The following is a 25408-nucleotide window of genomic DNA, read 5'->3' as shown; positions in this document are numbered from 1 at the left end:
CCGCGCCGCACCCGGCGGGGCCGTGCCCGGCCGCCCGACGCGGCGGGTCGCCTGAGGCCGGGCGTTCCGAGGGATCGTCCGGCCGGGCGGCCCTGCGGCGCAGGCGGCGGCGCTTCGAGGGTACCGGCGAGGCCAGGGGCATAGCGAACGAGATCGGCCGTTCGCCGTGTCGCCGGGCCGAACCAGCGCCCGGCGGCCGGCCCTGGTGAAAGAAGTCGCATGCGGGGGGCTTGGCCATACACGGGCCATATGCCGGTACCGCTACTATGCGCTGCACGTTCCCCTGATCACATCCTCGGCGAGGTGCGCCGGGGCGGGGCGGACGGCTCGACGCGACGGATCCGCATCACCAGGAGGGGCAGCACGTGGCGGGGAAGGACCGCAAGAAGCAGCTCGCGCGGCAGCGCTACGAGCGGCAGCAGCAGCGCCGCAAGGCCCAGGAGGCCCGGGCCCGTCGCATGAAGATCATCGGCTCGGCGGTCGCGGTGGCCGTCGTCGCGGGAGGCGCGGCGGGCATCGCGGTGCTGGCGGGGGGCGACGACGACTCCAAGGCCGACGCCGCGGCGAGCCCCCAGGCGTCGCCCAGCGCGGGGGCGAGCTCGGCGAAGCCGGGCGAGTGCGCCTACAACGACGCCGGCGACGCGGCCAAGGACGTCGGCAAGCCGCCCGCCAAGCCCGCGTACGACAAGACCGTCAAGGCGACCCTGAAGACCAACCAGGGCGAGGTGAAGCTGGAGCTGGACGGCAAGAAGGCGCCCTGCACCGTCAACTCCTTCGCCTTCCTGGCCGAGAAGGACTACTTCGACAAGACCGACTGCCACCGGCTGACCAGCGGCGAGCTGAACGTCCTGCAGTGCGGCGACCCCAAGGGCGACGGCACGGGCGGCCCGGGCTACCAGTTCGCCAACGAGAACACCGAGGGCGCCAAGTACGTCAAGGGCACCGTGGCGATGGCCAACTCCGGCCCGGACACCAACGGCAGCCAGTTCTTCATCGTGTACGCCGACTCCACCGGCCTGCCCGCCGACTACACGGTGTTCGGCAAGATCACCTCGGGGCTGGACGTGGTCGAAAAGATCGCCAAGGGCGGGTCCGAGCCGAAGGACGACGGTAAGCCGACGACAAAGGTGACGATTCAGGACGTCGCGATCGCCGGGAATTAGGCGAACGGGATACTAAGGTGTGGAGGGTCCGGTGAGTGTGAGCACGATCGGACCGTGATTCAGGAGGCAAGGGTGTCCAGCGCGACCGATCCCTGGGGCCGGGTGGACGAGGACGGCACCGTCTATGTGCGGACGGCGGACGGTGAACGGGTCGTCGGATCCTGGCAGGCCGGCGCCCCCGAGGAGGCCCTGGCCTACTTCCGGCGCAAGTACGACGCTCTGGTCACCGAGGTGGGCCTGCTGGAGCAGCGGGTGCGCACCACCGACCTGCAGCCGGGCCAGGCCCAGCAGAGCGTCCAGCGGCTGCGCGAGGCGGTGCGCGACGCCCACGCGGTCGGCGACCTGGACGCGCTGCTGCGCCGCCTCGACGCGCTGGACGAGGAGGTCGAACGGCGGCGCGAGGAGCTGCGGGCGGCGCGCGAGCACGCCCGCGACGAGGCCCGCGCGATCAAGGAGCGGATCGTCGCCGAGGCCGAGCGCATCGCCGCCGAGGAGACGCACTGGAAGCACGGCGGCGAGCGGCTGCGCCGGCTGGTGGAGGAGTGGAAGGCGGCCGAGCGGATCGACCGGCCCACCGAGACCGCGCTGTGGAAGCGGCTGTCGGCGGCGCGCAACGCCTTCACCAAGCGCCGCAAGGCCTACTTCGCGTCGCTGGACGACCAGCGCGAGGAGGCCCGGCGGGAGAAGGAGCGCCTGGTCGCCGAGGCCGAGGCCATGCAGGACTCCACCGACTGGGGCGAGACCGCCGCGGCCTACCGCGACCTGATGCGCCGCTGGAAGATGGCGGGGCGGGCGGCCCGCGACGTGGAGGAGCAGCTGTGGGCCCGCTTCAAGGCGGCCCAGGACGTGTTCTTCCACGCCCGCAACGCCGCGTTCGCCGAGCGCGACGCCGAGCTGCGGGTGAACGCCGAGGAGAAGGAGAAGCTGCTGGCCGAGGCCGAGCGGCTGGTGCCGGTCGGCGACGTGCGGGCCGCCCGGCAGGCGCTGCGGTCGATCCAGGAGCGCTGGGAGGCGCTCGGCCCGGTGCCGCGCGACCAGCGCGACCGCCTGGAGGGGCGGCTGCGCAAGGTCGAGGACGCGGTCCGCGGCGCCGAGGAGGCCGAGTGGCGGCGCACCAACCCCGAGGCGCGGGCGCGCGCCGAGGCGACGGTGGCGCAGCTGCGCAGCTCCATCGACCAGCTGGAGAAGCGGCTGGCCAAGGCCCGCGACGCCGGGCGGGACAAGGACGTCAAGGAGGCCGAGGAGGCCCTGACGGCCCGCCGCGCCTGGCTGGAGGAGGCCGAGCGCACCCTGGCCGAGTTCTCCCGCTGACGTTCTCCCGCTGACGCGCCCCGCGCCGGCCCCGGTCGCGGCGGCCGGAGCGCGCGATGCGACATGACGCGGCGGCGCGGCCCCCGGGCGGGGCCGCGCCGCCGGCGTTCAGGGGGTGGCGCCGCGTTCGGCGAGCATCCGGGTCATCAACGTGATCTCCGACTGCTGCCCGTCCACCATGCTCTGCGCCAGCCGGCGCACCCGGGGGCGGTCCGTGCGCGCCAGGACGGCGCGGGCCATGTCCACGCCCGCCCGGTGGTGCGCGACCATCAGCCGCAGGTAGCGGACCTCGGCGTCGCGTCCGGACGCCGCCTCCAGCTCCCGCAGCTGCGTGCGCGTCGCCATGCCCGGCATGACGGCCCCGTCCGAGCCGCCGTCCGAGCCCCCGTCCGAGCCTCCGTCCGAGCCTCCGTCCGAGCCGGCCTGCGGGGTGGGCGAGGCGCCGCCGTGGTGCCCGCCCATCCACCGCATGCGGCCCGCCGGATCGGTCTTGGGCAGGCCCCACTCGTCCAGCCAGGCGGTCATCATGCCGATCTGCGCCTGCTGGGTGGTGATGATGTCGTACGCCAGCAGCCGCACCGGCTCGTCGCCGGTGCGGTCGCGGACGATGAACGACATCCGCACCGCCTGCGCGTGGTGGGTGCTCATGTCGCGGGCGAAGCCCGCCTCCGCCGAGTCGGCGCCGGGGCGGCCGGACCGCCGCATCGCCAGGGCGGCCAGCACCGCCGCGGCCAGCAGCACCAGCACCGCCAGCACCACGGTGACGCGGCGCGCACCGCCGGCGCCGGACGGGCCGTCCGCCCGCCGCACGGCAGGCGGGCGGACGGCCGCGCCGGTGTCGGCCCCGCTCACGGCGTGTCCTTGGCGCCGTCGCAGGCGGCGCCCGGCTCGGGGGTCTGCGGGCCCTTCACGTAGGCGCGCAGGAACGCGTCGATCCGCGCGTCGGAGGCGTCCTGCACCTTCAGCTGCTTGCCCCAGGCGCTGAGGGCGATCGGGGCGTCCAGGTCCGGGTACGGGCTCAGCATCGTGTAGTCGGTGCCCTCCACCCTGTCCTTGAGCCGCTCGAGCTGGTCACCGGCCAGGCCGGGGCGGTAGGTGATCCAGACCGCGCCGTGCTCCAGGGAGTGGACGGCGTTCTCGTTGCGCAGCGCCTGGTCGTAGACCCGCCCGTCGCAGTTCTGCCAGACGGGGTCGTGGGCGCCGCCCATGGGCGGGGTGGTGTCGTAGCGCACGGTGCCGCCGGTGTGGTCGCGGCTGAGGCCGTCCTTCTCCACCACGCCGGAGATCGCCGCCGCCTCCGAGGCGGACGGCTCCCGGGTCTGCATGACGGCGAACGCGATGGCCACCACCGCCACGACGCCGATCACCGTGAAGAAGGCGATGCCTCCCCACGGGACCTCCCGCTCGGCGAGCACGTTCTTCTGGCCGCGGCGCGCCTGCGCCGAGCGGCTGCGGTTCTGCTGGTTCTTCCGGTTCTGGTTGCGGGCCCGCGTACGGGCGCTCTTGGACATTCGAGGTCTCTCCACAGGAACTTGCGATGAGGCAGGAAACGGCGGCATAGCCGTATGGCGGCAGGGCCGCACGGCGTATGCGGCGAGCGGGGAAGGCCCTGGCCCTACGGCCGGGCCGTCACAGCCTCAGCACCTGGAGAGCGGCAAGTGAAGGCGGGGAGGGCGGGCCGGTCGCCGGAGGGGCGAGGATCCGGTGCCCCCGGGGCACCCGGAACGCGCGCGTGCGCGGCCGTCCCACGGCCAGCGCGAGCGTCACCAGGCTGATCAGCACGGCGAGGCCCAGGCACGCGTGGGCGGGGCTCAGCGGAGGAAGGTCGACCGGGGCCTTCAACGTCGTCGCCAGAGGCGTCGCCGCCGGAGGCGCGGAGTGCGCCCGCTGCGCGGGGCCGCCGGCCTGCGCGTCGGCGGCCGCGGACGGAACCGACAGGGCGTGCTGGGTGCACACGCGCAGCGGCGCCCCGTGCCCCAGCCCATAGCTGGACAGCAGCCCGGCCACCACGAACAGCGCCACGAGCAGGCCGGCCAGCCCGTGGCGCCGCTGCGAGGCGGCGGCCGCCGTGCGGGTCACCGATTCACCTCCGGGCGATGCCAACGCGGTCACGGCCGAACGCGGCCGCGGCGCTCGACGTGACCGACACGACCGGACCGACGGGCCCGGCCAAGCGACCAACGCCGCGCGGCGGCGCCGAGTTCCCCGCCGCGCGGGCACCGGACCGGTCGATGTCGGAACGGTCGACATCGGAGTGGTTGATATCGGAATGGTTGATATCGGAACGGTACCGTCATTCCGGGCGGTGCTGCCGGGAGTCGCCCGTCCCGGCCGCTCGGGGCGGCCGGAGCGCTGCCGGAGATGTCGGTCCGGCGAGATAGTGTTCGGAGGGTGAGCAGGGCGCGAGCGGACCAGCCGGAGGGGCTTTTCGACGACCCGCTGGAGGAGGCCGCGGGCGGCCGCGCGGCCGAACCGGCCGCCGCAGAGCCGCCCCCGGCGCGCACCGCCGCGGGCCCGGCGGGCGCGAACCCGGCCGGGGCCCGCGAACTGCTGGCGGTGCGGATGCGCCCGCGCGGCCTGGACGAGGTGGTCGGGCAGTCCCACCTGCTCGGCCCGGGCACCCCGATCCGCCAGCTCGTCGACCGCGACCAGCCCATGTCGCTGGTGCTGTGGGGGCCGCCCGGCACCGGCAAGACCACCCTCGCCACCGTGGTCAGCCGCGTCACCCGGCGCCGCTTCGTGGAGATCTCCGCGGTGACCGACGGCGTCAAGCGGGTCCGCGCCGAGATCGACCTGGCCCGCCGCGAGCTGGGCATGACCGGCCGGCAGACCGTCCTGTTCGTCGACGAGGTGCACCGCTTCAACAAGGCCCAGCAGGACGCGCTGCTGCCCGCGGTGGAGAACCGCTGGGTGTCGTTCATCGGCGCCACCACCGAGAACCCGTTCTTCTCGGTGATCAGCCCGCTGCTGTCCCGGTCGCTGCTGCTCACCCTGGAGCCGCTCGGCGAGGACGAGCTGCGCCGGGTGGTGCGCCGCGCGCTGACCGACGAACGCGGCCTGGCCGGGGCGACGACGCTGGAGGCCGCCGCCGAGGACCACCTCATCCGCCTGGCCGGCGGCGACGCCCGGCGCGCCCTGACCTACCTGGAGGCCGCCGCCCTGGTCGCCGGGGACGGGCCGATCACCGTCGGGGTGCTGGAGAAGGCGGTCGACCGGGCCGCGGTGCGCTACGACCGCGAGGGCGACCAGCACTACGACGTCGTCAGCGCGTTCATCAAGAGCATCCGCGGCAGCGACGTGGACGCCGCCCTGCACTACCTGGCCCGCATGCTGGAGGCGGGGGAGGACGCCCGGTTCATCGCCCGGCGGCTGATCGTGCACGCCAGCGAGGACGTCGGCATGGCCGACCCCACCGCGCTGCAGACCGCCGTCGCCGCCGCGCAGGCCGTGGAGCTGGTCGGGCTGCCCGAGGCCCGCATCAACCTGGCCCAGGCCGTCATCCACCTGGCCCTCGCGCCCAAGTCCAACGCCGTGATCACCGCCGTGGACGAGGCGATCGGCGACGTCCGCCGCGGCCTGGTCGGCCCCGTCCCCGCCCACCTGCGCGACACCCACTACAAAGGAGCCGCAAAGATCGGGCACGGGGAGGGCTACAAGTACGCCCACGACTACCCCGGCGGCGTGGTGCGCCAGCAGTACGCGCCCGACGCGGTGCGCGGACGCGAGTACTACCGGCCCACCCGCCACGGCGCCGAGGCCCGCTTCTCGCAGATCGCCGACCGCATCCGCTCGGTGCTGCGCGGCCGCGCCCGCGACACGCCGCCCGCCGCCGTCCGAGCCCGCCGTCCGAGCCCGCCGTCCGAGCCCGCCGTCCGAGCCCGCCGTCCGGCCCGCCCGACCGCGCCCGACCCCGCGGCCCCGCGGCCTCGCGGGGCCCCCGCCGAGGCGATGTAGTAATTCATTCGGGCATCGCCGGTGTTCGCCCGATAACCTGCCGTGCGACACCCCGGTCACACGGGACCGCGGCGCCCCGGCCCGCCCGCGGCGGGCCGCCGCGCGCGCGCCCCCGGCGGCCGCGCACCCGCGTTCCGCCGGCCGGTGCCCGCGGTAAGGTCTGTCAGACCGGACCAGCCAGCCCGAAAGACACAGCGAACGGAAGTCCTGATGCTCACAGGTGGACAGCTCGCGGGCCTCATCGTGGCCGTGTTCTGGGCCGTGCTCGTCTCCTTCCTCGCCTACACGCTGCTGCGGCTCGCCCGGCTGCTGCGCGAGGCCGGCGACCTGGTCGCCGACATCGCCGACCAGGCCGGTCCGCTCATGGAGGACATGACCCGCACGGTGCGCCGCGCCAACGAGCAGCTCGGCCGCACCGACGTGATCACCAAGCAGGTCGCGGGCGTCACCCAGAACGTCTCGGCCGTCACCACCGTGATGACCTCCGTGGTGGGCGGCCCGCTGGTGAAGGCGGCGGCGTTCTCCTACGGGGTCCGCAAGGCGCTGGCCGCCCGCTCCGAGGAGGGCCGCGCCGCCGGCCGGTCCGAGCTGACGCCCGCCCCCTCCCGCAACGGCGCCAGGAGCAGGGGGCGCGGGCGATGAAACGGCTGTTCTGGCTCTCGGTCGGCGCGGGCGCCGGCATCTACGCCAGCCACCGGGTCAGGCGCCGGATGGAGCGCCTGGTGCGCACCTGGTCGCCCGAGGGCGTGGCGGCCCGCGCCGTCACCGCCGGACACGACATGGGGGATCGGCTGAGGCATTTCGCCGACGACGTCCGTAGAGAGATGCGGAACCGCGAGGCGGAACTGCGGGAGGCCGTGCAGATCGACACCGTGCCGATCGACCCCGGGCCGGATCCGACCCGGCGGCGCCGGGTGCTCAAGGCGCGTTACACGATCATCGACGACGACAAGGATGGCCACTGATCATGGAGTCGGCAGAAGTCGCACGCCGCTTCCTTTCGTTCTTCGAACGGCGCGGGCACACCGTGGTGCCCTCGGCCAGCCTGGTCGCCGAGGACCCGACCCTGCTGCTGGTGAACGCCGGCATGGTCCCGTTCAAGCCGTACTTCCTCGGCCAGCGCACCCCGCCCTCGCAGCGGATGACCAGCGCCCAGAAGTGCGTGCGCACCCCGGACATCGACGAGGTCGGCAAGACCACCCGGCACGCCACCTTCTTCCAGATGCTGGGCAACTTCTCCATCGGCGACTACTTCAAGGAGGGGGCGATCCCCTTCGCGTGGGAGCTGCTGACCACGCCGCAGTCCGACGGCGGGTTCGGCTTCCCCGAGGACAGGCTGTGGGTCACCGTCTTCCAGGACGACGACGAGGCCGCCGACATCTGGCACACCAAGGTGGGCGTGCCGCTGGAGCGCATCCAGCGCCGCGGGCTGGCCGACAACTACTGGCACATGGGCGTGCCCGGGCCGGGCGGCCCCTGCTCTGAGATCTACTACGACCGCGGCCCCGACTACGGCCGCGAGGGCGGGCCGGTCGCCGACGAGGACCGCTACCTCGAGGTCTGGAACCTGGTCTTCATGCAGTCGCAGCTGGCGGCGGTGCGCAGCAAGACCGACTTCGACATCGAGGGCGACCTGCCCGCCAAGAACATCGACACCGGCATGGGCCTGGAGCGCATGGCCGCGATCCTGCAGGGCGTCGACAACATCTACGAGACCGACACCCTGCGCAAGATCCTCGACCGCGCCGCCGAGCTGACCGGCGCCCGGTACGGCCGCGACGCCCGCGCCGACGTGTCCCTGCGGGTCGTCGCCGACCACGTGCGCAGCGGCACGATGATGGTCGCCGACGGCATCCGGCCCGGCAACGAGGGCCGCGGCTACGTGCTGCGCCGCATCCTGCGCCGCTCCATCCGCAACCTGCGGCTGCTGGGCGGCCAGGACGCCGGGCTGATGCACGAGCTGACCGCCGTGGCGATCTCCGTCATGGGCGAGCAGTACCCCGAGCTGGTCACCACCGCCGCCAACATCCACACGGTGATCGACGCCGAGGAGGAGTCGTTCCTGGCGACCCTGCGCACCGGCACCGCGATCTTCGACACCGCGGTGGCGGAGACCCGCCGCGCGGGCGGCAGCACGCTGCCGGGCGAGCAGGCGTTCAAGCTGCACGACACCTACGGCTTCCCCATCGACCTCACCCTGGAGATGGCCGCCGAGCAGGGCCTGACCGTCGACGAGGCGGGCTTCCGCCGGCTGATGGCCGAGCAGCGGGAGCGGGCCAAGCGCGACGCGGCCGCCAAGAAGACCGGCAACCTGGACGTGTCGGTGCTGGACGAGCTGCTCACCAGCGCGGGCGGCCGGGTCGACTTCGTCGGCTACGACAACGTCACCGGCGAGGCCCGGCTGGTCGGCCTGCTGGTCGGCGGCGCGGGCGTGCCCGCCGCGGGCGAGGGCACCGAGGTCGAGGCGGTGCTCGACCGCACCCCGTTCTACGCCGAGGGCGGCGGCCAGCTCGCCGACCAGGGCGTCATCCGGCTCGGCAACGGCGCGGTCATCGAGGTCCGCGACGTGCAGTCGCCGCTGGCCGGGCTGATCGTGCACCGCGGCGTGGTGGCCGGCGGCGAGGCCCAGGTCGGCGACTCCGCCTACGCCGAGATCGACGTGGAGCGGCGCCGGGCGATCTCCCGGTCGCACTCGGCCACCCACATGGTGCACGCCGGGTTCCGCCGCGCGCTCGGCGAGTCGGCCGCGCAGGCGGGCTCGGAGAACTCCCCGGGCCGGTTCCGGTTCGACTTCACCGCCGCCGGGGCGGTGCCGCACAGCGTGCTGCGCGACGTCGAGGACGAGGTCAACGCCGTGCTGGTGGACGACCTGGACGTGCGGGCCTTCCACACCTCCCTCGAGCAGGCGCGGGCCATGGGCGCGCTGGCGCTGTTCGGCGAGAAGTACGGCGACGAGGTCCGCGTCGTGGAGATCGGCGACTACTCGCGCGAGCTGTGCGGCGGCACCCACGTGCACCGGTCCGGCCAGCTCGGCCTGGTCAAGATCCTCGGCGAGTCGTCCATCGGCGCCGGGGTGCGCCGGGTCGAGGCGCTGGTCGGCATCGACGCCTTCCGCTTCCTGGCCCGCGAGAGCGTGCTGGTCGCGCAGCTGGCCGAGCAGATGAAGGCGCGCAAGGAGGAGCTGCCCGAGCGGATCTCCGGCGTGGTGGCGCGGCTGCGCGAAGCCGAGAAGGAACTGGAGCGGCTGCGCTCGCAGCAGGTGCTGGCCGTCGCCGGGTCGCTGGCCGACGGCGCCCGGGACGTGGGCGGCGTGGCGTTCGTCGGGCACCGCGCGCCCGACGGCACCGTCGCCGACGACCTGCGCAAGCTCGCCGTGGACGTGCGCGGGCGGCTGGCCGCCCGGCCCGCCGTCGTCATGGTCGCGGGCGTGCCCAAGGACCGCCCGGTCGTGGTGGTCGCCGTCACCGAGGGCGCGCGCGAACGCGGCCTGAAGGCGGGCGCCCTGGTCGGCGTGGCCGCCAAGGCGCTCGGCGGCGGCGGAGGCGGCAAGGACGACCTCGCCCAGGGCGGCGGCTCCAACGCCGGCGCCGTCGGCGAGGCGCTGGCCGCCGTGGAACGGGCCGTAGGGGCCGCGTGAGCGCCATGGTCGCGCGAGGGCACCTGACGGGCGCGCGCCCCGCCTGCGGGCGCCGCCCGGGACGCCGCTCACGGGAGCGCCGTCCGCGGCGGAGCGGAGTACGGCCATGAGGCAGGGCGTCCGGCTCGGGATCGACGTGGGCACCGTCCGCATCGGCGTCGCCCGCAGCGATCCCGCCGGGATACTCGCCTCGCCGCTGGAGACGGTGCGGCGCGGCAAGGGCGACCTGGACCGCCTTGCCGCGCTCGCCGCGGAGAACGAGGCCATCGAGGTGGTCGTGGGCCTGCCCACGTCGCTGTCGGGCCGGGAGGGGCCCGCCGCCGAGGCGGCCCGGCGGTTCGCCGCCGAGCTCGCCGACCGGCTGCCCCCCGGCACCGTCCGGCTGTGCGACGAGCGCCTCACCACCGTCACGGCGGAGGCCGGGCTGCGCGCCGGGGGCGTGCGCGGCCGGGCACGCCGGCAGGTCGTCGACCAGACGGCCGCCGCTGTTCTGTTGCAATCGGCCCTGGACGGGGAAAGGTTGACGGGGTGCCCCCCAGGCGAGATCGTCCGGGGAGGCTCATGAACGACTTGGATCTTTTCTCCGACCCCTACGGGGACGGCCCCCGGGGACAGGGGGGCTACGACGAGGCGCCGCGCCGGCGGCGGCAGGCACCGCGCCCCGCCGGCCGCCGCGCCGCCCGCAGGCGGCAGCGCCGCAAGCGCCGCAACAGCCGCGCCGCCGTGCTGTTCGCGCTGGCGTTCCTGGTCGCGGTGGGCGGCACCGGCGGCGTGCTCGGCCTGGCCTGGGTGGACGCCCGGCTGCATCCGCCGGACTACGAAGGGGCGGGCACGGGCTCTGTCACGGTCCAGATCAAGGAGGGCGACAGCGGTTCCACCATCGCCGCCGCCCTGCACAGCCACGGCGTGGTCAAGAGCGCCCGCGCGTTCGTGAAGGTGTACGGCAAGGAGCCCAAGGCGGCCACCATCCAGCCGGGCTTCTACCAGATGCGCAAGCGGATGTCGTCGGCCGCGGCGATGGCGCTGCTGCTCGACCCCAAGTCGCGGGCGAGCAACCAGATCACCATCCCCGAGGGGCTGCGCGCGACCCAGGTCGTCCAGCAGCTGTCCCGCAAGACCGGCATCCCGCAGTCGGAGTTCACCAAGGTGCTGCGCAGGCCGACCGGGCTGGGCCTGCCCTCGTACGCCAAGGGCAACGTCGAGGGCTACCTGTGGCCGGGCCGCTACGACCTGAACCCCAACGCCTCGGCCGAGGAGATCCTCAAGCAGATGGTGGACCGGTTCAAGCAGGCCGCCGACCGGCTGGACCTGGAGAACCGGGCCAAGTCCGCGGAGATCCCCATGTCGCCCGGGTCGGTGGTCATCATGGCCAGCCTGATCCAGGCCGAGAGCGGCCGCGACTCGGACATGCCGAAGATCTCCCGGGTCATCTACAACCGGCTGAAGCACAAGCCCGAGCCGATGTACCTCAAGCTCGACAGCACCACGCTGTACGGGCTGAACAAGTTCGGGTACGTGGCCAGCAACTCGGACATCCGCTCGCAGAGCCCGTACAACACCTACCAGCATCCGGGGCTGCCGCCGGGCGCGATCGCCAACCCGGGCGAGAAGGCCATCGAGGCGGTGTTCGAGCCCGAGCCGGGCGACTGGCTGTGGTTCGTCGCCACCGACCCCAAGAACCGGATCACCGAGTACGCCGACAGCGAAGCCGAGTTCAACCGGCTGCGCGCCAAGCTGAACGCGTACCTGCAGAGGAACGGGGGGAACTAGTGCCGCACGCCCTCGTCGCGGGCTCGCCGATCGCGCACTCGCTGTCCCCGGTGCTGCACCGGGCCGCGTACGCCGCGATGGGCCTGGACGACTGGACGTACGACGCGGTCGAGTGCGCCGAGGAGGGCCTGCCCGCCCTCCTCGGCGGGCTCGGCCCCGGCTGGGCCGGGCTGTCGCTCACCATGCCGCTCAAGCGGGCGGCGCTGACGCTGGCCGACACCGTGTCGGACCTGGCGGCCGCGGTGGGCGCCGCCAACACCCTCGTGCCGCGCGACGGCGGCCTGCACGCCGACAACACCGACGTGTACGGCATCGTCACCGCGCTCACCGAGGCCGGGCTGGGCGAGCCCGCGTCGGTGCTGGTGCTCGGCGGCGGCGCGACGGCCGCGTCCGCGCTGGCCGCGCTGGCGCTGCTCGGCGTGACCGAGGCGCGGCTCGCGGCGCGCCGCCCCGAACGCGCCCGCGGCGCCGCCGAGGCCGGACGGCGGTTCGGCCTGGGCGTCGATGTCGCCCCGCTCGACCGCCTGGCCGACCTGCTCGACGTCGGCCTGGTGGTCTCGACGCTGCCCGCGGGCGCCGCCGACCCCTACGCCGCGCAGGTGGCCGGGTCCGGCGCCGCCCTGTTCGACGTGGCCTACGGGCGGCCGACGCGGCTGACCGGGGCGGTCGAGAGCGCCGGCGCCACGGTCGTCGACGGCTTCCCCATGCTGCTCCACCAGGCCGTGCAGCAGGTGCGGCTGATGACCGGGCGCGACGACGTGCCGGTCGAGGCGATGCGCGCCGCCGGCACCGCCGAGCTGCGCCGCCGCGCACGCGTCTCCCAGGACGCCTGATCGCCGCGCCGCCCCCGCCGCCGCCCCTCACCGGACGCCTCACTGGGCGATCGGCGGCGACTCCGCGCCCTGCTGTCCGGGAGCGGGAAGCGCAGACGGCGGGGACCGGCGCCGCTTGGCCGTCTCGTGCGCGGTCGTCATGACCATCGGCAGGATCACGCTGAGCCAGAAGTCCTTCCACCCCCACGTGCCGGTGGCCACGCCGCCCAGGCTCCCCACCGCCACCAGGGCGAGCAGCACCCTGCTCCAGTTGCGCCGCAGATACGGCACCACCTGGACCCGCAGCCCCTGGGAGGGGAGCAGGGCCGCCAGGGGGCGGTCACGGGCGTGCGAGCGCTGCACCACGGCCGCGTCCGGAAGCCAGTGCAGCACGTCCCCGGACTCGGCCAACGGCATCCGGGTCAGATCCACCAGCGCCTCCAGACGCCACCACAGCGTCCACAGCGAGGTGCGGCCGTTGCCGGGCAGGCCGTTCCACCGGGGCGCGGCCACCTCGCCGTGCACCAGCGTGCGGAACGCGCGGCCCACCGTGGGGCCGGGCGCGCCGCGCGGGTCGCGCAGCAGCGCCGACAACGCGATCGGCAGGCCGAAGTGCCACAGCGCCAGCCGCCACACCGGCCGCGTGTCCGGCCCGTTGGGCGCGACGTCGTAGGTCTCGATCCAGGTGTGCGAGTCCTCGGTGTCCAGGTTGGCGCGCAGCCAGTCGTAGGCGGCCAGCAGCCGCGCGTCGTGCTGCCCGGGACGCGCCTCCGCCAGGGACAGCAGCGCGAACGCGGTGTGCGTCACGGTCGGGCCCGCCGCCCGCGTCGGCCCCCAGGCCGGGCGCCTGCTCGTACGGTCGGACGTCAGCCACTCCACGCCCCGCTCGACCGCGGGGTGGTACGGGTTGAGCTGGGTCAACGCGCGCAGGGCCAGGCACGTCTGCCACACCCGCGAAGGGCACCCGTACAGCGACCCCCAGCCGCCGTCGGGATTCTGGTTGTTCAGCAGCCACCGGTAGGCGCGCCGGAGGTCGGGCGCGTCGTCGCGCAGGTCGCAGCGCGCGCGTGCCAGGAACCACGCGATCCACGCCGTCGCCTCCACGACGGGCAGGCCCAGGCTGGTGCGGGTGGCCCAGCCGCCGTCCTTGAGACGGTCGGCGGAGGCGGTCTGGTGCGCGGCCAGATACGCCAGCCCCTCGTCGAAGTGCTCGAACGGCCGGCCCGCCTCGGTGAACGCCAGCAGGCCCACCGCCGTCGCGGTCGCCCCCGGGTCGGGACGCGTCAGGTCGTGGTACCAGCCGCCGCCGACGTCGTCGGCCGGGGCGTAGGAGCGGCGCAGCACGTCGAGCGACTCGTCCAGCCGGGCGTGGAGCACGGCCATGTCGATGCTGGAGACTGCGCCGGCGGTCGGTGATGTCGTCACGGTAAAGCGATCTTTGTCAACATGGCCGTCATCTCTTGTGTATGTTCCCGTTAGGCCATGGTTCTGCACCCCGGACGTGCGCGGTCTCTGGCCGCCCGCACCTCACGGAGAGGTAGATCTACCGCATCAGTAGCACGCCGCAGGGCACGTTCTGGGACGCCCCCCGTCCCGTTCATGCTCCCAGGAGGCGTCGTGGCCGAACCCGCGATGCGCACCGACCCCCGAACCGACCCCCGAGCGGACTGCGTCCTGTGCCCCCCGCTGCGATTCCGCTTCAACGCCATGGCCGACCTGCCCGGGCACGACTGCGTCCTGGCCGCCGACGACGCGTTCCTGCTCATGCCCGACCTGGCACCGCTCACCGACGGGCATCTGCTGCTGGTGACGACCGGCCACCACCAGTGCGCGGCGGCGTTCAGCGCGTCCCTGTTCGGGCGCGCACTGCGCTGGCGCCGCCACGTCGCCCTCCTCTACACGGCCGCCTACGGCGCCGCCGACATGCTGGTCATGGAGCACGGCCCCGGCAGCCCCCAGGGCGGAGGCGCGTGCATCGACCACGCCCATTGGCACATGCTGCCGACCACGGCGAGCGTACGGGCCGTGCTGGAGGAGCAGGGGCTGCGCGGCCGGGCCGCCACGCACCGGGCGCTGCGCGCATGCTTCCGGGCCCGCCGCTCCTACCTTCTGGTGGAGGAACGCGGCCACTCCGTCATGTACCCGGCGGACGGAGTCCCGCGCCAGTACCTGCGCTGGGCCGCCGCCGTGGCGCTGGGCCGCCGCACCGGCGGCACGGCACCCGACGTCTGGCGCTGGCAGGAGATGTTCGGCCTGCCGGACAGCAGGGCCCGCTTCCTGCGCACGCTCGACGCCATGCGCGCGGCCGTCGCGGCGACCGGCCCCCACGGGGCGGGTCAGCGCCTCCCCGGCGCGCCCCCGCCGGAACGCAACGACAGCCACCAGTAGAGCTCCGCGGCCGCCAGCCGGTCGCCGAACCCCGTGCGGCGCACCCCCGGCCCGTAACCCGTCGGGTACTCCAGGAGCACGTGCTCGCGCCGGTACGCCACCACGTCCTCCAGCGAGCTGGGACCGTGACGCAGCAGCCACAGCGGCCGCCCCTGCACCGCGCGGTCCAGCACCGGCAGCATGTCGTGCACGCCGGCCGCGTCGCACGGCACCGGCAGGCCCAGCAGCCGGGCCAGCGTCGGCACCTCGCTGATCACCACGTCGGCCGCCTCCAGCACCGGCACCGCCTCGGCGGCGGGCAGCCTGCGGTCGACGTCGTGCGGCACCAGGTCGAACGCCACCAGCGTGCCGGCCTCCCGCGCGATGCGCACCGCCGCCCGCAGCGCCGCCCGCGACACCGGCGCCAGCAGGGCGTAGCCGTCGGCGAACAGGGCGTCCGCGCGCCGGATCGCCGGGGCCGCCCGGTGCACCTCGCTCTCGGTCAGGCGGCGGCCCGGGCCGTGGTCGTCCACCACCAGCAGCCGCACCCCGCGCCGCCCGTCCGCGCCCCGCCCGTCCGGCCCGCTCCGGCCGTGCGCGGGCGGCTCGGCCCCCTCGCGCAGCATCACCGCCACGCCGTTGGCCGCGCCCGGCTCCACGCACAGCAGGTCGCGCACGCCGATCCGCCGCAGCTCGCGCCGGATCACCGGGGTGAACGCGTCGTCGCCGATCTTGCCCAGCACCGCCACCCGGCGGAAGTAGCCGGCGGCGCACCGGGCCATGTTCACCGCGGTGCCCGCCACGACCGCCCGGGCCGGGGCGTAGGCCAGCCGGTCGGCGGCCACGTCGGCGAAGCGCACGCCGGGCAGGTCCGCCCGCGCCTCGATCATCACGTCGCCCAGCACGACCAGGCGGAACCGGCGCTCGGCGGCGCCGGCCGGCCCCGGCCGGGCGACGGGCGAGGACGCGGCCGCCCGGCCGCCGGGGGAGAGGGGCCGGCCGCCGGGAGAGGAGGCCGGCCCGGAGCGGTCCCCGCTCACCCTGCCGCCGGGTGCAGCCGCAGGAACGCCCGCATCACCGGCCGCAGGTCGGGGATCAGGTCGAACCCGGTCAGCAGGCCCAGCGGCACCCAGGTCGGTTCGCTCAGGTGGTCGTCGGGCATCTGGTGCTCCATGGTGATCTCCGTGGTCTCCGCGCGGCACGTGCGGGCGACCGCCACCACCAGGACCAGCGCGCGCCCGCCGTCCGGGCCCGGCGACCTGCCCTGCCCGCCGACCTGTCCCCCGGCCTGCCGGCCGCCGGGGCGGTCCGCGGGCGCCCGGCCGGGCATGAACCACTGCCACATGTGGAACGGCGGCCCGGGATCGACCTTGAGGCCGACCTCCTCCCAGACCTCGCGCCGGATGTGGTCGTCGAGGTCCAGGTCGTCGGCCACCTCCAGGCGGCCGCCCGGCACCTCCCACCGGCCCGGATGCAGCGGGTCGGAGGCGGACTTGCGCACCAGCAGCAACCGGTCGTCATGGACGATGAAGGCCTTCTGCGCGAACTCCAGCCGGACCGGGGAGCCGGTCAGGTCGGCGGTCGTGACGGCCTCGCTCCTGAAAACGGGCATCGCGGGAATTCTTTCCGTGCGGCCGGCCCACGGCGTCCCCTGGGCACGACCAAGGTAACAAGGGCGCCGCCGGCGGCACAGGGCGCGCCGGTCGGTTCTCATGTGCCTTCCACGGGAAGCTGGTTGTGCCCCCTGCGGCGGCCGAACGGGAATGAACGGGGCGTGTCAGAGGTTGCCACCAGTGACGTACAACACGGCATGACGCACGCGTACCGGTCCGCTCGGCGATCGGGCGGCGACGCCGGACGGGGCGCATCAGGACGCGGTAGGTGATAGTCTTGGTGGTCGACCGATCCGGCATGGGTGTCCGAGTGTTCACCCGGGCCGGGCGCAAGCGGAGGCCACCTCCCACCTGACCGGCCGTTGCAGGCCGGTGGGTCTCGGTTCGGCGGACGGGCGCGGAGGCGTCCGGGACGCCGTCGTCCCCCGGGCGCCGTCCCGAGGGCGGCCGAAGGTGGCCCCGCATGCGATGCCGTGCGGGGCTTTTCGTATGGGAGGCCCTGGGTACGACCGGTCCGAAGACTTGGAGCAACGGCCCCTAGGAGGTCCCATCAGCGCCGAACCGCGTATCAACGAGCGCATCCGAGTGCCCGAGGTCCGGCTCGTCGGTCCGAACGGCGAACAGGTGGGCATCGTGCCCATCGCCAAGGCCCTTGAACTCGCGCGCGAGGCCGACCTCGACCTCGTCGAGGTGGCCCCCACGGCGCGCCCGCCCGTCGCCAAGCTCATGGACTACGGCAAGTTCAAGTACGAGTCCGCGATGAAGGCGCGAGAGGCGCGCAAGAACCAGGCGCACACGGTCATCAAGGAGATCAAGCTCCGACCGAAGATCGACCCGCACGACTACGAGACCAAGAAGGGTCACGTGGTGCGGTTCCTGAAGGCCGGCGACAAGGTCAAGGTCACGATCATGTTCCGTGGCCGCGAGCAGTCCCGGCCCGAACTGGGCTTCCGCCTGCTGCAGCGGCTCGCCGACGACGTCGAGGAACTCGGTTTCGTCGAGTCCCGGCCCAAGCAGGACGGGCGGAATATGATCATGGTGATCGGGCCGCACAAGAAGAAGGCGGAGGCCCGGGCCGAGCGCGCGGCGGCCCGCGCGCAGAAGCCGGGGTCCGGCTCGGCCTGAGCCGGATCTTCTCGGCCCCGCCGCACCCCGCCCTCCGGCGGCGCGGCCGGGCCGCGCGGACGGCCGTCCGGCCGTTCCGTGGGCGACCCTGCGCTCAGGCAGGGTCGAGACGCACGTACATTGATGCCTGATCCAGGCGCGTCCCCAACGGGACCCGTGGGGCGCGCCGGTCAGGCGCGCCCCCGTGCACCCGGGGGCCCGGAGTTGAGGGAGACGACGGCGACCATGCCGAAGACCAAGACGCACAGCGGCGCCAAGAAGCGGTTCAAGCTGACCGGCTCCGGCAAGGTGATCCGCCGCCGCGCCAACCGCAACCACCTGCTCGAGCACAAGCCCAGCAAGCGGACCCGGCGCCTGGACGGCACGGCCGTGGTGTCCCAGGCCGACGCCAAGAACCTCAAGAAGCTGCTGCGCAAGTAGTGGCCGCGCCCACCGGATCTGTACGACCGGCCGAGGGCCAGGCGGCCCCGGCCCCCACGAAGGAGTAGTCACGTGGCACGCGTGAAGCGGGCGGTGAACGCCGCCAAGAAGCGTCGGGTCGTCCTGGAGCGGTCGAGCGGCTACCGCGGCCAGCGGTCGCGCCTGTACCGCAAGGCCAAGGAGCAGCAGCTCCACTCGATGACCTACGCCTTCCGGGACCGCAAGGACCGCAAGGGCCAGTTCCGGAGGCTGTGGATCCAGCGCATCAACGCCGCCGCCCGCGCCAACGGCATGACCTACAACCGGTTCATCCAGGGCCTGAAGGCCGCCGAGGTGGACGTCGACCGGCGCATGCTGGCCGAGCTGGCGGTCAACGACGCCGCGGCGTTCGCCGCCCTGGTGCAGGTGGCCAAGAAGGCGCTGCCGGCCGAGGGCTCGGCGGCCGCCTGAGCGGGCCCGGACCGACGATGGCGAGCGGCGAGCTGACCTCCGTCCGGTCACCCCGGGTCAAGGCGGCTCGCCGGCTCGCCAAACGCGCGTTCCGGCGCCGCGACCGCCGATTTTTGGCGGAGGGCCCGCAGGCGGTGCGCGAGGCCCTGGAGGTGCCCGGGCGGCTGGCCGAGCTGTTCACCACCGCCGAGGCCGAGTCGCGGCACCGCGACCTGGTGCGCGCCGCCGAACGGGCCGGCGTGCCGGTGCTGCGGGTCAGCGGCGAGGTCATGGCCGAGCTGGCGCAGACCGTCACCCCGCAGGGCCTGCTGGCGGTGTGCGAGTTCGTGGACGTCCCGCTGGAGGGCGCGCTGGACGCCGCGCCCCGGCTGGTGACGGTGCTGGCGCACGTGCGCGACCCGGGCAACGCGGGCACGGTGCTGCGCACCGCCGACGCCGCCGGAGCCGAATCGGTGATCTTCACCGACGCCTCGGTGGACCCCTACAACGGCAAGTGCGTGCGGGCCTCGGCGGGCAGCCTGTTCCATCTGCCCGTCGTCGTCGGGCCGCGGTTCGGCGACCTGATGCCCGCGCTGCGCGGCGCGGGCCTGACCGTGCTCGCCGCCGACGGGGCGGGCAAGCGCACCCTGGACGAGGCGATCGACGACGGGCTGCTGGCCCGCCCCACCGCCTGGGTGTTCGGCAACGAGGCGTGGGGGCTGCCCGAGGAGATCCTCGACAGCGTCGACGACGTGGTGCGCGTGCCGATCTACGGCCGCGCCGAGAGCCTCAACCTGGCCACGGCCGCGGCCGTGTGCCTGTACGCCTCCGCCCGCGCCCAGCGCGCGGGCCGGGAGGGTTAGCACGCGCCGTCTGTGCGCACTATTACCGGTGGCCGGATGCGGCCGCCATTGGCCCCGCCGAAACCTGGGTGAACTGGGAAGATGGTGTCCCGCCGGGCGGCGCCGCGGGGGAATCGGCGCGCGTTCGGGCTCGTTCCGGAGGAGGAGCGCAGACCACCCGGACGGCGGATCTCAGGCGTCGTACCCGATGCCTACCGTGAGGGGCGAGAGCGGCGACGAGGCCGCGGAACATGGGGGCGGACATGATGACCGACGATTGCAGGCCGACGCGGCGCGCGCGCCTGGGACGGCGGCGCCCGGAGATGCGGTGCAGGGCGGGGGCGGTCCGCAGGCCGCCGGGCGCGGCGCCGGGGCTGCGGGTGGCCGTCGCCGACGTCTGCGCCGACGCCGCCGTCGTGACCGTCGAGGGCGAGATCGACCTGGGCACCGCCGAGACGCTGCGCGGCGAGCTGTTCGCCCTGCACGCCGCGGGCCGCCGCGGCCTGGTGCTCGACTTCGCCGGGGTGCGCTTCTGCGACGCCAGCGGCCTGGGCGCGCTGGTCGCCGCGCACAACCGGGTGGCCGCCGACGGCGGCCGCGTCCGCCTGGCCCGGGTCCGCCCGCAGCAGGCGCGGCTGCTGCGCGTCACCGGCCTGGACCGGCTGTTCCCCACCCACGACGACCTCGCCGAGGCGGTGGCCGCCGCGCGCGCCTCCACCGCGTCCGCGGGGTAGCGCCGGACGGCGGCGTGCACTCCGGGGACACAAATAGCTTGCCGCAGCGGGGCTTCCGGGTGCCGTGAGACGCCGGTGTGCGGCTAGAGTCTCCTCTCGTAAAGACTCGGAAAGCCGCGATTCCCGAACCGGTGACTGGAGGCCGTCGTGGGCGGAGAGCGCTCCCCGGAGATGTCCGGGCGCGAGGCTCTCGACGACCTGCCCGACGGGGTGCTGGTGGCCGACCGCACCGGGCGGGTCGTGGCGTTCAACGCCGCCGCCGCGCGGATGACCGGCGTCCCGGTGCGCGCGGCGCTCGGCCGCGACTTCCGCGACGTGCTGCCGCTGCGCGACGCCGAGGGCCGCGACTGGTGGAAGTGCCTGGCCCCCTACGAGGGCCTGGCGATCCGCACCCGGCACCCCGAGCGGTCGCTGTACCTGCCCGACGGCACCGAGCTGCTGGTGACCGCCGGGTACCGGCGCGGCGAGGGCCGGCGGGTGGAGCGGTTCACCGTGTGCCTGCGCGACGCCGCCCAGCGCGCCCGCCGCGAACGCGACCGCGCCGACCTGGTGTCCACCGTCGCGCACGAGCTGCGCTCCCCGCTGACCAGCGTCAAGGGGTTCACCGCCACGCTGCTGGCGCGCTGGCACCGCTTCAACGACGACCAGAAGCGGGTCATGCTGGAGACGGTCAACGCCGACGCCGACCGCGTCACCCGGCTGATCACCGAGCTGCTGGACGTCTCGCGCATCGAGGCCGGGCGGCTGGAGATGCGCCGCCAGGTGGTCGACCTGGCCGAGGAGGTCCGCAAGGTGATCGCCGGACGGGTCGCGGCCGGCGACTCCGAAGACCGGTTCCGCTTCGAGACGCGCGGCACCCTCCCGGAAATGTGGCTCGACCCGGACAAGATCGGGCAGATCATCGGTAACTTGGTGGAAAACGCGGTGCGGCACGGCGCCGGAACGGTCACCATAGTGGTGGAGCCGGACGTGCATGGGGAGGGAGCGGCCGTGTCGGTGCGCGACGAGGGCGAAGGCATCCCGCCCGAGGCCGCGCAGCGCGTCTTCCGGCAGTTCTGGCGCGGCCCCGGAGGCAACCGGCGCCGCGGTACCGGCCTCGGCCTCTACATCGTCAAGGGCCTGGTGGAGGCGCACGGCGGCACGATCACCGTGCAGCGCGCCCCGGGCGGCGGCGCCGAGTTCCGATTTACCTTGCCCGCCGGGGCTCCCGACTACGCCGTCTGAAACGGCGCCCGCGAGCCGCCGAGCGGGCCGACACCGGAGATCGTTTCCGCTGCGTCCCGGGATCGCGCCGCAGACGGCGCCACTAGACTCGGGGCGTTCCACGCCGACCGGAGTTGTCAACCACCATGTCTGCACCCAACAAGTCCTACGACCCTGTCGAGGTGTCCGCGCTGGCGCCCGAGGAGGTCGAGCGGGCCCGCGACGAGGCGCTGGCCGCCATCGCCGCGGCCGCCGACCTCGACGAGCTCAAGCAGGTCCGCCTGGCGCACGCCGGCGACCGCTCCCCGCTGGCCCTGGCCAACCGCGAGATCGGCGCGCTGCCCCCCGCGGCCCGGGCCGAGGCGGGCAAGCGCGTCGGCGCCGCCCGCGGCGCGGTCGGCAGGGCCCTCAAGGAGCGCCAGGCCGAGCTGGAGGCCGAACGCGACCGGCGCGTGCTGATCGAGGAGACCGTCGACGTCACGCTGCCGTGGGACCGCGCCCCGCGCGGCGCCCGGCACCCGCTCACCACGATCGCCGAGCGCATGGCCGACGTGTTCGTCTCGATGGGCTTCGAGATCGCCGAGGGCCCCGAGGTCGAGGCGGGCTGGTTCAACTTCGACGCGCTGAACTTCAAACCCGACCACCCGGCGCGCACCATGCAGGACACCTTCTTCGTCGGCTCGGAGGAGACCGACCTGGTGCTGCGCACCCACACCTCGCCGGTGCAGGTGCGCTCGCTGCTGGAGCGCGACCTGCCGGTGTACGTGGTGGCGCCGGGCCGCACGTACCGCACCGACGAGCTGGACGCCACGCACAGCCCGGTCTTCCACCAGCTGGAGGGCCTGGCGGTCGACGAGGGCCTGACCATGGCCGACCTGCGCGGCGCGATCGACGCGTTCGTCGGCGGCATGTTCGGGGAGGGCCTGGCGACGCGGTTCCGCCCGTCGTACTTCCCGTTCACCGAGCCGTCGGCCGAGGTGGACATGCAGTGCTTCGTCTGCCGGGGCGCGTCGGTCGAACGGGGCGCCGAGCCGTGCCGGACCTGCTCCTCGGAGGGCTGGATCGAGCTGGGCGGCTGCGGCATGGTCAACCCGCGGGTGCTGGTGGCCTGCGGCATCGACACCGAGCGCTACAGCGGCTGGGCGTTCGGGGTGGGCGTCGAGCGGACGCTGATGTTCCGCCACGGCGTCGAGGACATGCACGACATGGTCGAGGGTGACGTGCGGTTCACCCTTCCGTTCGGGATGGAGATCTGATGCGGGTCCCGCTTTCGTGGCTGCGGGAGTTCGTCGAGCTGCCCGCGGACGTCACCGGCCGCGACCTGGCCGCCCGGCTGATCGCGGCCGGCCTGGAGGTCGAGACGGTCGAGCAGGCCGGCGCCGACGTCGTCGGCCCGCTGGTGGTCGGCGAGGTGCTGGCCATCGAGGAGCTGACCGGGTTCAAAAAGCCGATCCGGTACTGCCAGGTGAACGTGGGGCAGGCCAACGGCACGGGCGAGCCGCAGAACATCATCTGCGGCGCCACCAACTTCGCCGTCGGCGACCGCGTCGTGGTGATCCTGCCCGGCGGCGTGCTGCCCGGCGGGTTCCGCATCGGCGCGCGCAAGACCTACGGGCGCATGTCCGAGGGCATGATCTGCTCGGTGCGCGAGCTGGGCATCGGCGACGACCACGCCGGCATCCTGGTGCTGCCGCCCGACGCGCCGGTCGGCGCCGACGCGATCGAGCTGCTCGGCCTGCGCGACGACGTGCTCGACATCGCCGTCACGCCCGACCGCGGCTACGCGCTGTCGATCCGCGGCGTGGCGCGCGAGGCCGCCATCGCCTACGACGTGCCGTTCCGCGACCCGGCCGACGTCGAGCTGCCCGACGACACCGCCGACGGCCACCCGGCGGCCATCGCCGACCCGACCGCCTGCGACCGGCTGGTGCTGCGCCAGGTGCGCGGCCTCGACCCCAGTGCGCGGACGCCCATGTGGATGCAGGTGCGGCTGTTCCGCGCCGGGATGCGGCCGGTGTCGCTGGCGGTGGACGTCACCAACTACGTGATGCTGGAGCTGGGCCAGCCGCTGCACGCCTACGACGGCGGCAAGCTGACCGGCCCGATCGTGGTGCGCCGCGCCCGCGAGGGCGAGAGCCTGGAGACGCTCGACCACGTCAAGCGCGACCTGCACCCCGAGGACATCCTCATCACCGACGACTCGGGGCCGATCGGCCTGGCGGGCACCATGGGCGGCCTGGCCACCGAGATCGACGAGGTGTCGACCGACCTGGTGATCGAGGCGGCGCACTTCGACGACATCGGCGTGGCGCGCATGGCGCGCCGGCACAAGCTGCACAGCGAGGCGTCGTACCGGTTCGAGCGCGACGTCGACCGCGAGCTGCCGCTGTACGCCTCCTACCGGGCGGTGCGGATGCTGGCCGAGCTGGGCGGCGCCGAGATCGTCCCGGGCGTCACGCACGTGCAGTCCCCGGCCCGCACGACCACCGTCACCATGCGCGCCGACCACCCGGGGCGCGTCGCCGGGGTCGCCTACGACCGGGCGGCGGTGGTGCGCCGCCTGGAGCAGGTCGGCTGCACGGTGGAAGGCGAGGACGTGCTGACGGTGACGCCGCCGTCGTGGCGTTCCGACCTCACCGACCCCAACGACCTCGCCGAAGAGGTCATCCGGCTGGAGGGCTACGAGAAGATCCCGGCGCGGCCGCCGCGTCCCATCGCCGGGCGCGGCCTGACGCCCGCCCAGCGGCTGCGCCGCCGCATCGGCCGGGCGCTGGCGGGCGCGGGCTATGTGGAGACGCTGAACTTCCCGTTCGCCGCCGAACGCGACTGGGAGGCGCTGCAGCTGCCCGCCGACGACCCGCGGCGCACGGCGCTGCGGCTGGCCAACCCGATGTCGGAGGACGAGCCGCTGCTGCGCACCACGCTGCTGCCGGGGCTGCTGCGCGCGCTGGCCCGCAACGTGGGCCGCGGCTTCCCCGACGTGGCGCTGTTCGAGCTCGGCCTGGTGTTCCGGCCGCGTCCGGGCGCGCCGGAGCGGGCGCCGCGGCTGCGGGTCGACCGCGGCCCGACCGCGGAAGAGCTCGCCTCGCTGGAGGCCGCGCTGCCCGACCAGCCGCTGCGCGCCGCCCTGGTGCTGGCGGGCGAGCGGGACCGCGCCGGCTGGTGGGGGCCGGGCCGCCCCGCCGGGTGGGCCGACGCGATCGAGGCCGCCCGCCTGGTGGCGCGCGAGGCCGGGGTCGAGCTGACGGTCAAGGCCGACCAGCACGCGCCGTGGCACCCGGGCCGCTGCGCCGCCCTGTACGTCGGCGACACGCTGGTGGGGCACGCCGGCGAGCTGCACCCGCGCACCGTCAAGGCCTACGGCCTGCCGCCCCGCACCTGCGCGATGGAGCTGGAGGTGCGCCGCCTGGGCGAGCCGGGCGCGACGCGCGCGCCGCGCGTGTCGTCCTACCCGGTCGCGACCCAGGACGTGGCGCTGATCGTCGACGCGGACGTGCCCGCGGCGCGGGTCGAGGCGGCGCTGCGCGAGGGCGCCGGGGAGCTGCTGGAGTCGGTGCGGCTGTTCGACGTCTACACCGGCGAGCAGGTGGGGGAGGGGCGCCGGTCCCTGGCCTACACGCTGCGGTTCCGCGCCCCCGACCGCACGCTGACCGCGGAGGAGGCGGGCGCCGCCCGCGACGCGGCCGTGGCGTTGGCCGCCGAGCGCACCGGCGCCGTCCTGCGCGGCGCGTGAGCCCCGCCCTCTGAGGGGTCCGACGCGACGAGGCGCACGGCCCCGCACCCTGCGCGGTGCGGGGCCGTATTCTTCTGCGCCCGGGAATAACCCCTGGAACCTTTGTGTCGGAGGGGGCGTCCGGCTAAGCTGGACCGGTCTTATCGTCGCCCGGTAGGGGAGTCCGTTGGAGAACTGAGGTCGCCGACACCGCGCGGCACCACGCCCAAGGCGTGAAACGCGCATGCGATCTCAGGCGAGGACCTTCCGTCCCGGGCTTTTTGCTGCCCGCGCGCCGTCCGTGTGCGCGTCCCGC

The 25408-nt window shown here is 74.5% G+C and carries 24 protein-coding genes; 18 read left to right on the top strand and 6 right to left on the bottom strand.

Annotated elements, in window-relative coordinates; all coding sequences use genetic code 11:
- Positions 1-365 precede the first annotated feature (365 nt).
- Positions 366-1163 (top strand): peptidylprolyl isomerase, encoded by a 798-nt coding sequence (locus tag ABD879_RS02960; RefSeq protein WP_345017144.1) that lies wholly within the window; start codon positions 366-368, stop codon positions 1161-1163.
- A gap of 72 nt (positions 1164-1235) precedes the next feature.
- Complete coding sequence (locus ABD879_RS02955; RefSeq protein WP_345017142.1) at positions 1236-2474, top strand: DUF349 domain-containing protein; 1239 nt, start codon at positions 1236-1238, stop codon at positions 2472-2474.
- 108 nt (positions 2475-2582) lie between these two features.
- On the opposite strand, the gene ABD879_RS02950 is transcribed toward ABD879_RS02955, so the two are convergent.
- From ABD879_RS02950 to ABD879_RS02940, 3 genes are all read right to left on the bottom strand, one after another.
- On the bottom strand, positions 2583-3326 hold the full coding sequence (locus ABD879_RS02950) for a DUF305 domain-containing protein (protein ID WP_345017140.1): 744 nt from the start codon (positions 3324-3326) through the stop codon (positions 2583-2585).
- Entirely contained in the window at positions 3323-3985 is a 663-nt protein-coding gene (locus tag ABD879_RS02945) for a thioredoxin-like domain-containing protein (RefSeq protein ID WP_345017139.1), read from the bottom strand. The genes ABD879_RS02950 and ABD879_RS02945 overlap by 4 nt, the downstream gene beginning before the upstream one ends.
- Before the next feature lie 118 nt (positions 3986-4103).
- Positions 4104-4553: a hypothetical protein gene (locus ABD879_RS02940; RefSeq protein WP_345017138.1), complete on the bottom strand. Its 450-nt coding sequence runs from the start codon at positions 4551-4553 to the stop codon at positions 4104-4106.
- A gap of 483 nt (positions 4554-5036) precedes the next feature.
- Between ABD879_RS02940 and ABD879_RS02935 the strand changes: the two genes are divergently transcribed.
- The 7 genes from ABD879_RS02935 (at position 5037) to ABD879_RS02905 (ending at position 12668) form a co-directional block, all read left to right on the top strand.
- Complete coding sequence (locus tag ABD879_RS02935; RefSeq protein WP_345017290.1) at positions 5037-6428, top strand: replication-associated recombination protein A; 1392 nt, start codon at positions 5037-5039, stop codon at positions 6426-6428.
- 210 nt (positions 6429-6638) lie between these two features.
- Complete coding sequence (locus ABD879_RS02930) at positions 6639-7070, top strand: DUF948 domain-containing protein (RefSeq protein WP_345017137.1); 432 nt, start codon at positions 6639-6641, stop codon at positions 7068-7070.
- Positions 7067-7393, top strand: a complete 327-nt coding sequence (locus tag ABD879_RS02925; protein ID WP_285492872.1) for a DUF6167 family protein — start codon at positions 7067-7069, stop codon at positions 7391-7393. The genes ABD879_RS02930 and ABD879_RS02925 overlap by 4 nt, the downstream gene beginning before the upstream one ends.
- A gap of 2 nt (positions 7394-7395) precedes the next feature.
- Entirely contained in the window at positions 7396-10065 is a 2670-nt protein-coding gene (gene alaS / locus ABD879_RS02920; RefSeq protein WP_345017133.1) for an alanine--tRNA ligase, read from the top strand.
- Positions 10066-10171: 106 nt separating this feature from the next.
- Positions 10172-10630 carry a Holliday junction resolvase RuvX gene (ruvX, locus tag ABD879_RS02915; protein WP_345017131.1) on the top strand — a complete coding sequence of 153 codons (459 nt, stop codon included), beginning with the start codon at positions 10172-10174 and terminating at the stop codon, positions 10628-10630.
- Positions 10627-11835, top strand: a complete 1209-nt coding sequence (gene mltG, locus ABD879_RS02910; RefSeq protein ID WP_345017128.1) for an endolytic transglycosylase MltG — start codon at positions 10627-10629, stop codon at positions 11833-11835. Before ruvX ends, mltG begins: the two co-directional genes overlap by 4 nt.
- Entirely contained in the window at positions 11835-12668 is an 834-nt protein-coding gene (locus ABD879_RS02905; protein WP_345017126.1) for a shikimate dehydrogenase, read from the top strand. The genes mltG and ABD879_RS02905 overlap by 1 nt, the downstream gene beginning before the upstream one ends.
- A gap of 39 nt (positions 12669-12707) precedes the next feature.
- Here the strand turns inward: ABD879_RS02905 and ABD879_RS02900 are convergent, their stop codons facing one another.
- Positions 12708-14072, bottom strand: coding sequence for a prenyltransferase/squalene oxidase repeat-containing protein (locus tag ABD879_RS02900; RefSeq protein WP_345017124.1), 1365 nt, complete (start codon positions 14070-14072; stop codon positions 12708-12710).
- Between the two features lie 192 nt (positions 14073-14264).
- Here ABD879_RS02900 and ABD879_RS02895 point away from each other — a divergent pair, with 192 nt between their 5' ends.
- Positions 14265-15035, top strand: a complete 771-nt coding sequence (locus tag ABD879_RS02895; protein ID WP_345017122.1) for an HIT family protein — start codon at positions 14265-14267, stop codon at positions 15033-15035.
- Here the strand turns inward: ABD879_RS02895 and ABD879_RS02890 are convergent.
- Positions 14984-16054, bottom strand: a complete 1071-nt coding sequence (locus tag ABD879_RS02890) for a carbohydrate kinase family protein (protein ID WP_345017120.1) — start codon at positions 16052-16054, stop codon at positions 14984-14986. The two genes, ABD879_RS02895 and ABD879_RS02890, sit on opposite strands and share 52 nt — an antisense overlap.
- Entirely contained in the window at positions 16051-16626 is a 576-nt protein-coding gene (locus ABD879_RS02885) for an NUDIX domain-containing protein (RefSeq protein ID WP_345017118.1), read from the bottom strand. The genes ABD879_RS02890 and ABD879_RS02885 overlap by 4 nt, the downstream gene beginning before the upstream one ends.
- Before the next feature lie 490 nt (positions 16627-17116).
- On the opposite strand from ABD879_RS02885, the gene infC reads away from it, so the two are divergent.
- The 8 genes from infC to pheT all read left to right on the top strand — a co-directional run bounded on the left by infC (position 17117) and on the right by pheT (position 25113).
- Positions 17117-17752: a translation initiation factor IF-3 gene (gene infC, locus ABD879_RS02880; RefSeq protein ID WP_345017288.1), complete on the top strand. Its 636-nt coding sequence runs from the start codon at positions 17117-17119 to the stop codon at positions 17750-17752.
- A 225-nt stretch (positions 17753-17977) separates the two neighbouring features.
- Complete coding sequence (gene rpmI / locus ABD879_RS02875; RefSeq protein ID WP_345017116.1) at positions 17978-18172, top strand: 50S ribosomal protein L35; 195 nt, start codon at positions 17978-17980, stop codon at positions 18170-18172.
- A 72-nt stretch (positions 18173-18244) separates the two neighbouring features.
- The gene (gene rplT, locus ABD879_RS02870) at positions 18245-18622 is read left to right on the top strand and encodes a 50S ribosomal protein L20 (protein WP_344957907.1); all 378 of its coding nucleotides are present in this window, start codon (positions 18245-18247) and stop codon (positions 18620-18622) included.
- Between the two features lie 17 nt (positions 18623-18639).
- Complete coding sequence (locus ABD879_RS02865; RefSeq protein WP_345017114.1) at positions 18640-19464, top strand: TrmH family RNA methyltransferase; 825 nt, start codon at positions 18640-18642, stop codon at positions 19462-19464.
- Positions 19465-19706: 242 nt separating this feature from the next.
- The gene (locus tag ABD879_RS02860) at positions 19707-20177 is read left to right on the top strand and encodes an STAS domain-containing protein (RefSeq protein WP_345017113.1); all 471 of its coding nucleotides are present in this window, start codon (positions 19707-19709) and stop codon (positions 20175-20177) included.
- Positions 20178-20348: 171 nt separating this feature from the next.
- Complete coding sequence (locus tag ABD879_RS02855) at positions 20349-21401, top strand: sensor histidine kinase (protein WP_345017287.1); 1053 nt, start codon at positions 20349-20351, stop codon at positions 21399-21401.
- Between the two features lie 125 nt (positions 21402-21526).
- Complete coding sequence (gene pheS / locus ABD879_RS02850; RefSeq protein ID WP_345017111.1) at positions 21527-22636, top strand: phenylalanine--tRNA ligase subunit alpha; 1110 nt, start codon at positions 21527-21529, stop codon at positions 22634-22636.
- Complete coding sequence (pheT, locus tag ABD879_RS02845; RefSeq protein ID WP_345017109.1) at positions 22636-25113, top strand: phenylalanine--tRNA ligase subunit beta; 2478 nt, start codon at positions 22636-22638, stop codon at positions 25111-25113. Before pheS ends, pheT begins: the two co-directional genes overlap by 1 nt.
- Positions 25114-25408: the final 295 nt, after the last annotated feature.

The sequence above is a fragment of the Actinomadura keratinilytica genome, from assembly GCF_039539665.1.
GTDB lineage: Bacteria > Actinomycetota > Actinomycetes > Streptosporangiales > Streptosporangiaceae > Spirillospora > Spirillospora keratinilytica.
This window is presented reverse-complemented; position numbering and strand designations above follow the sequence as displayed.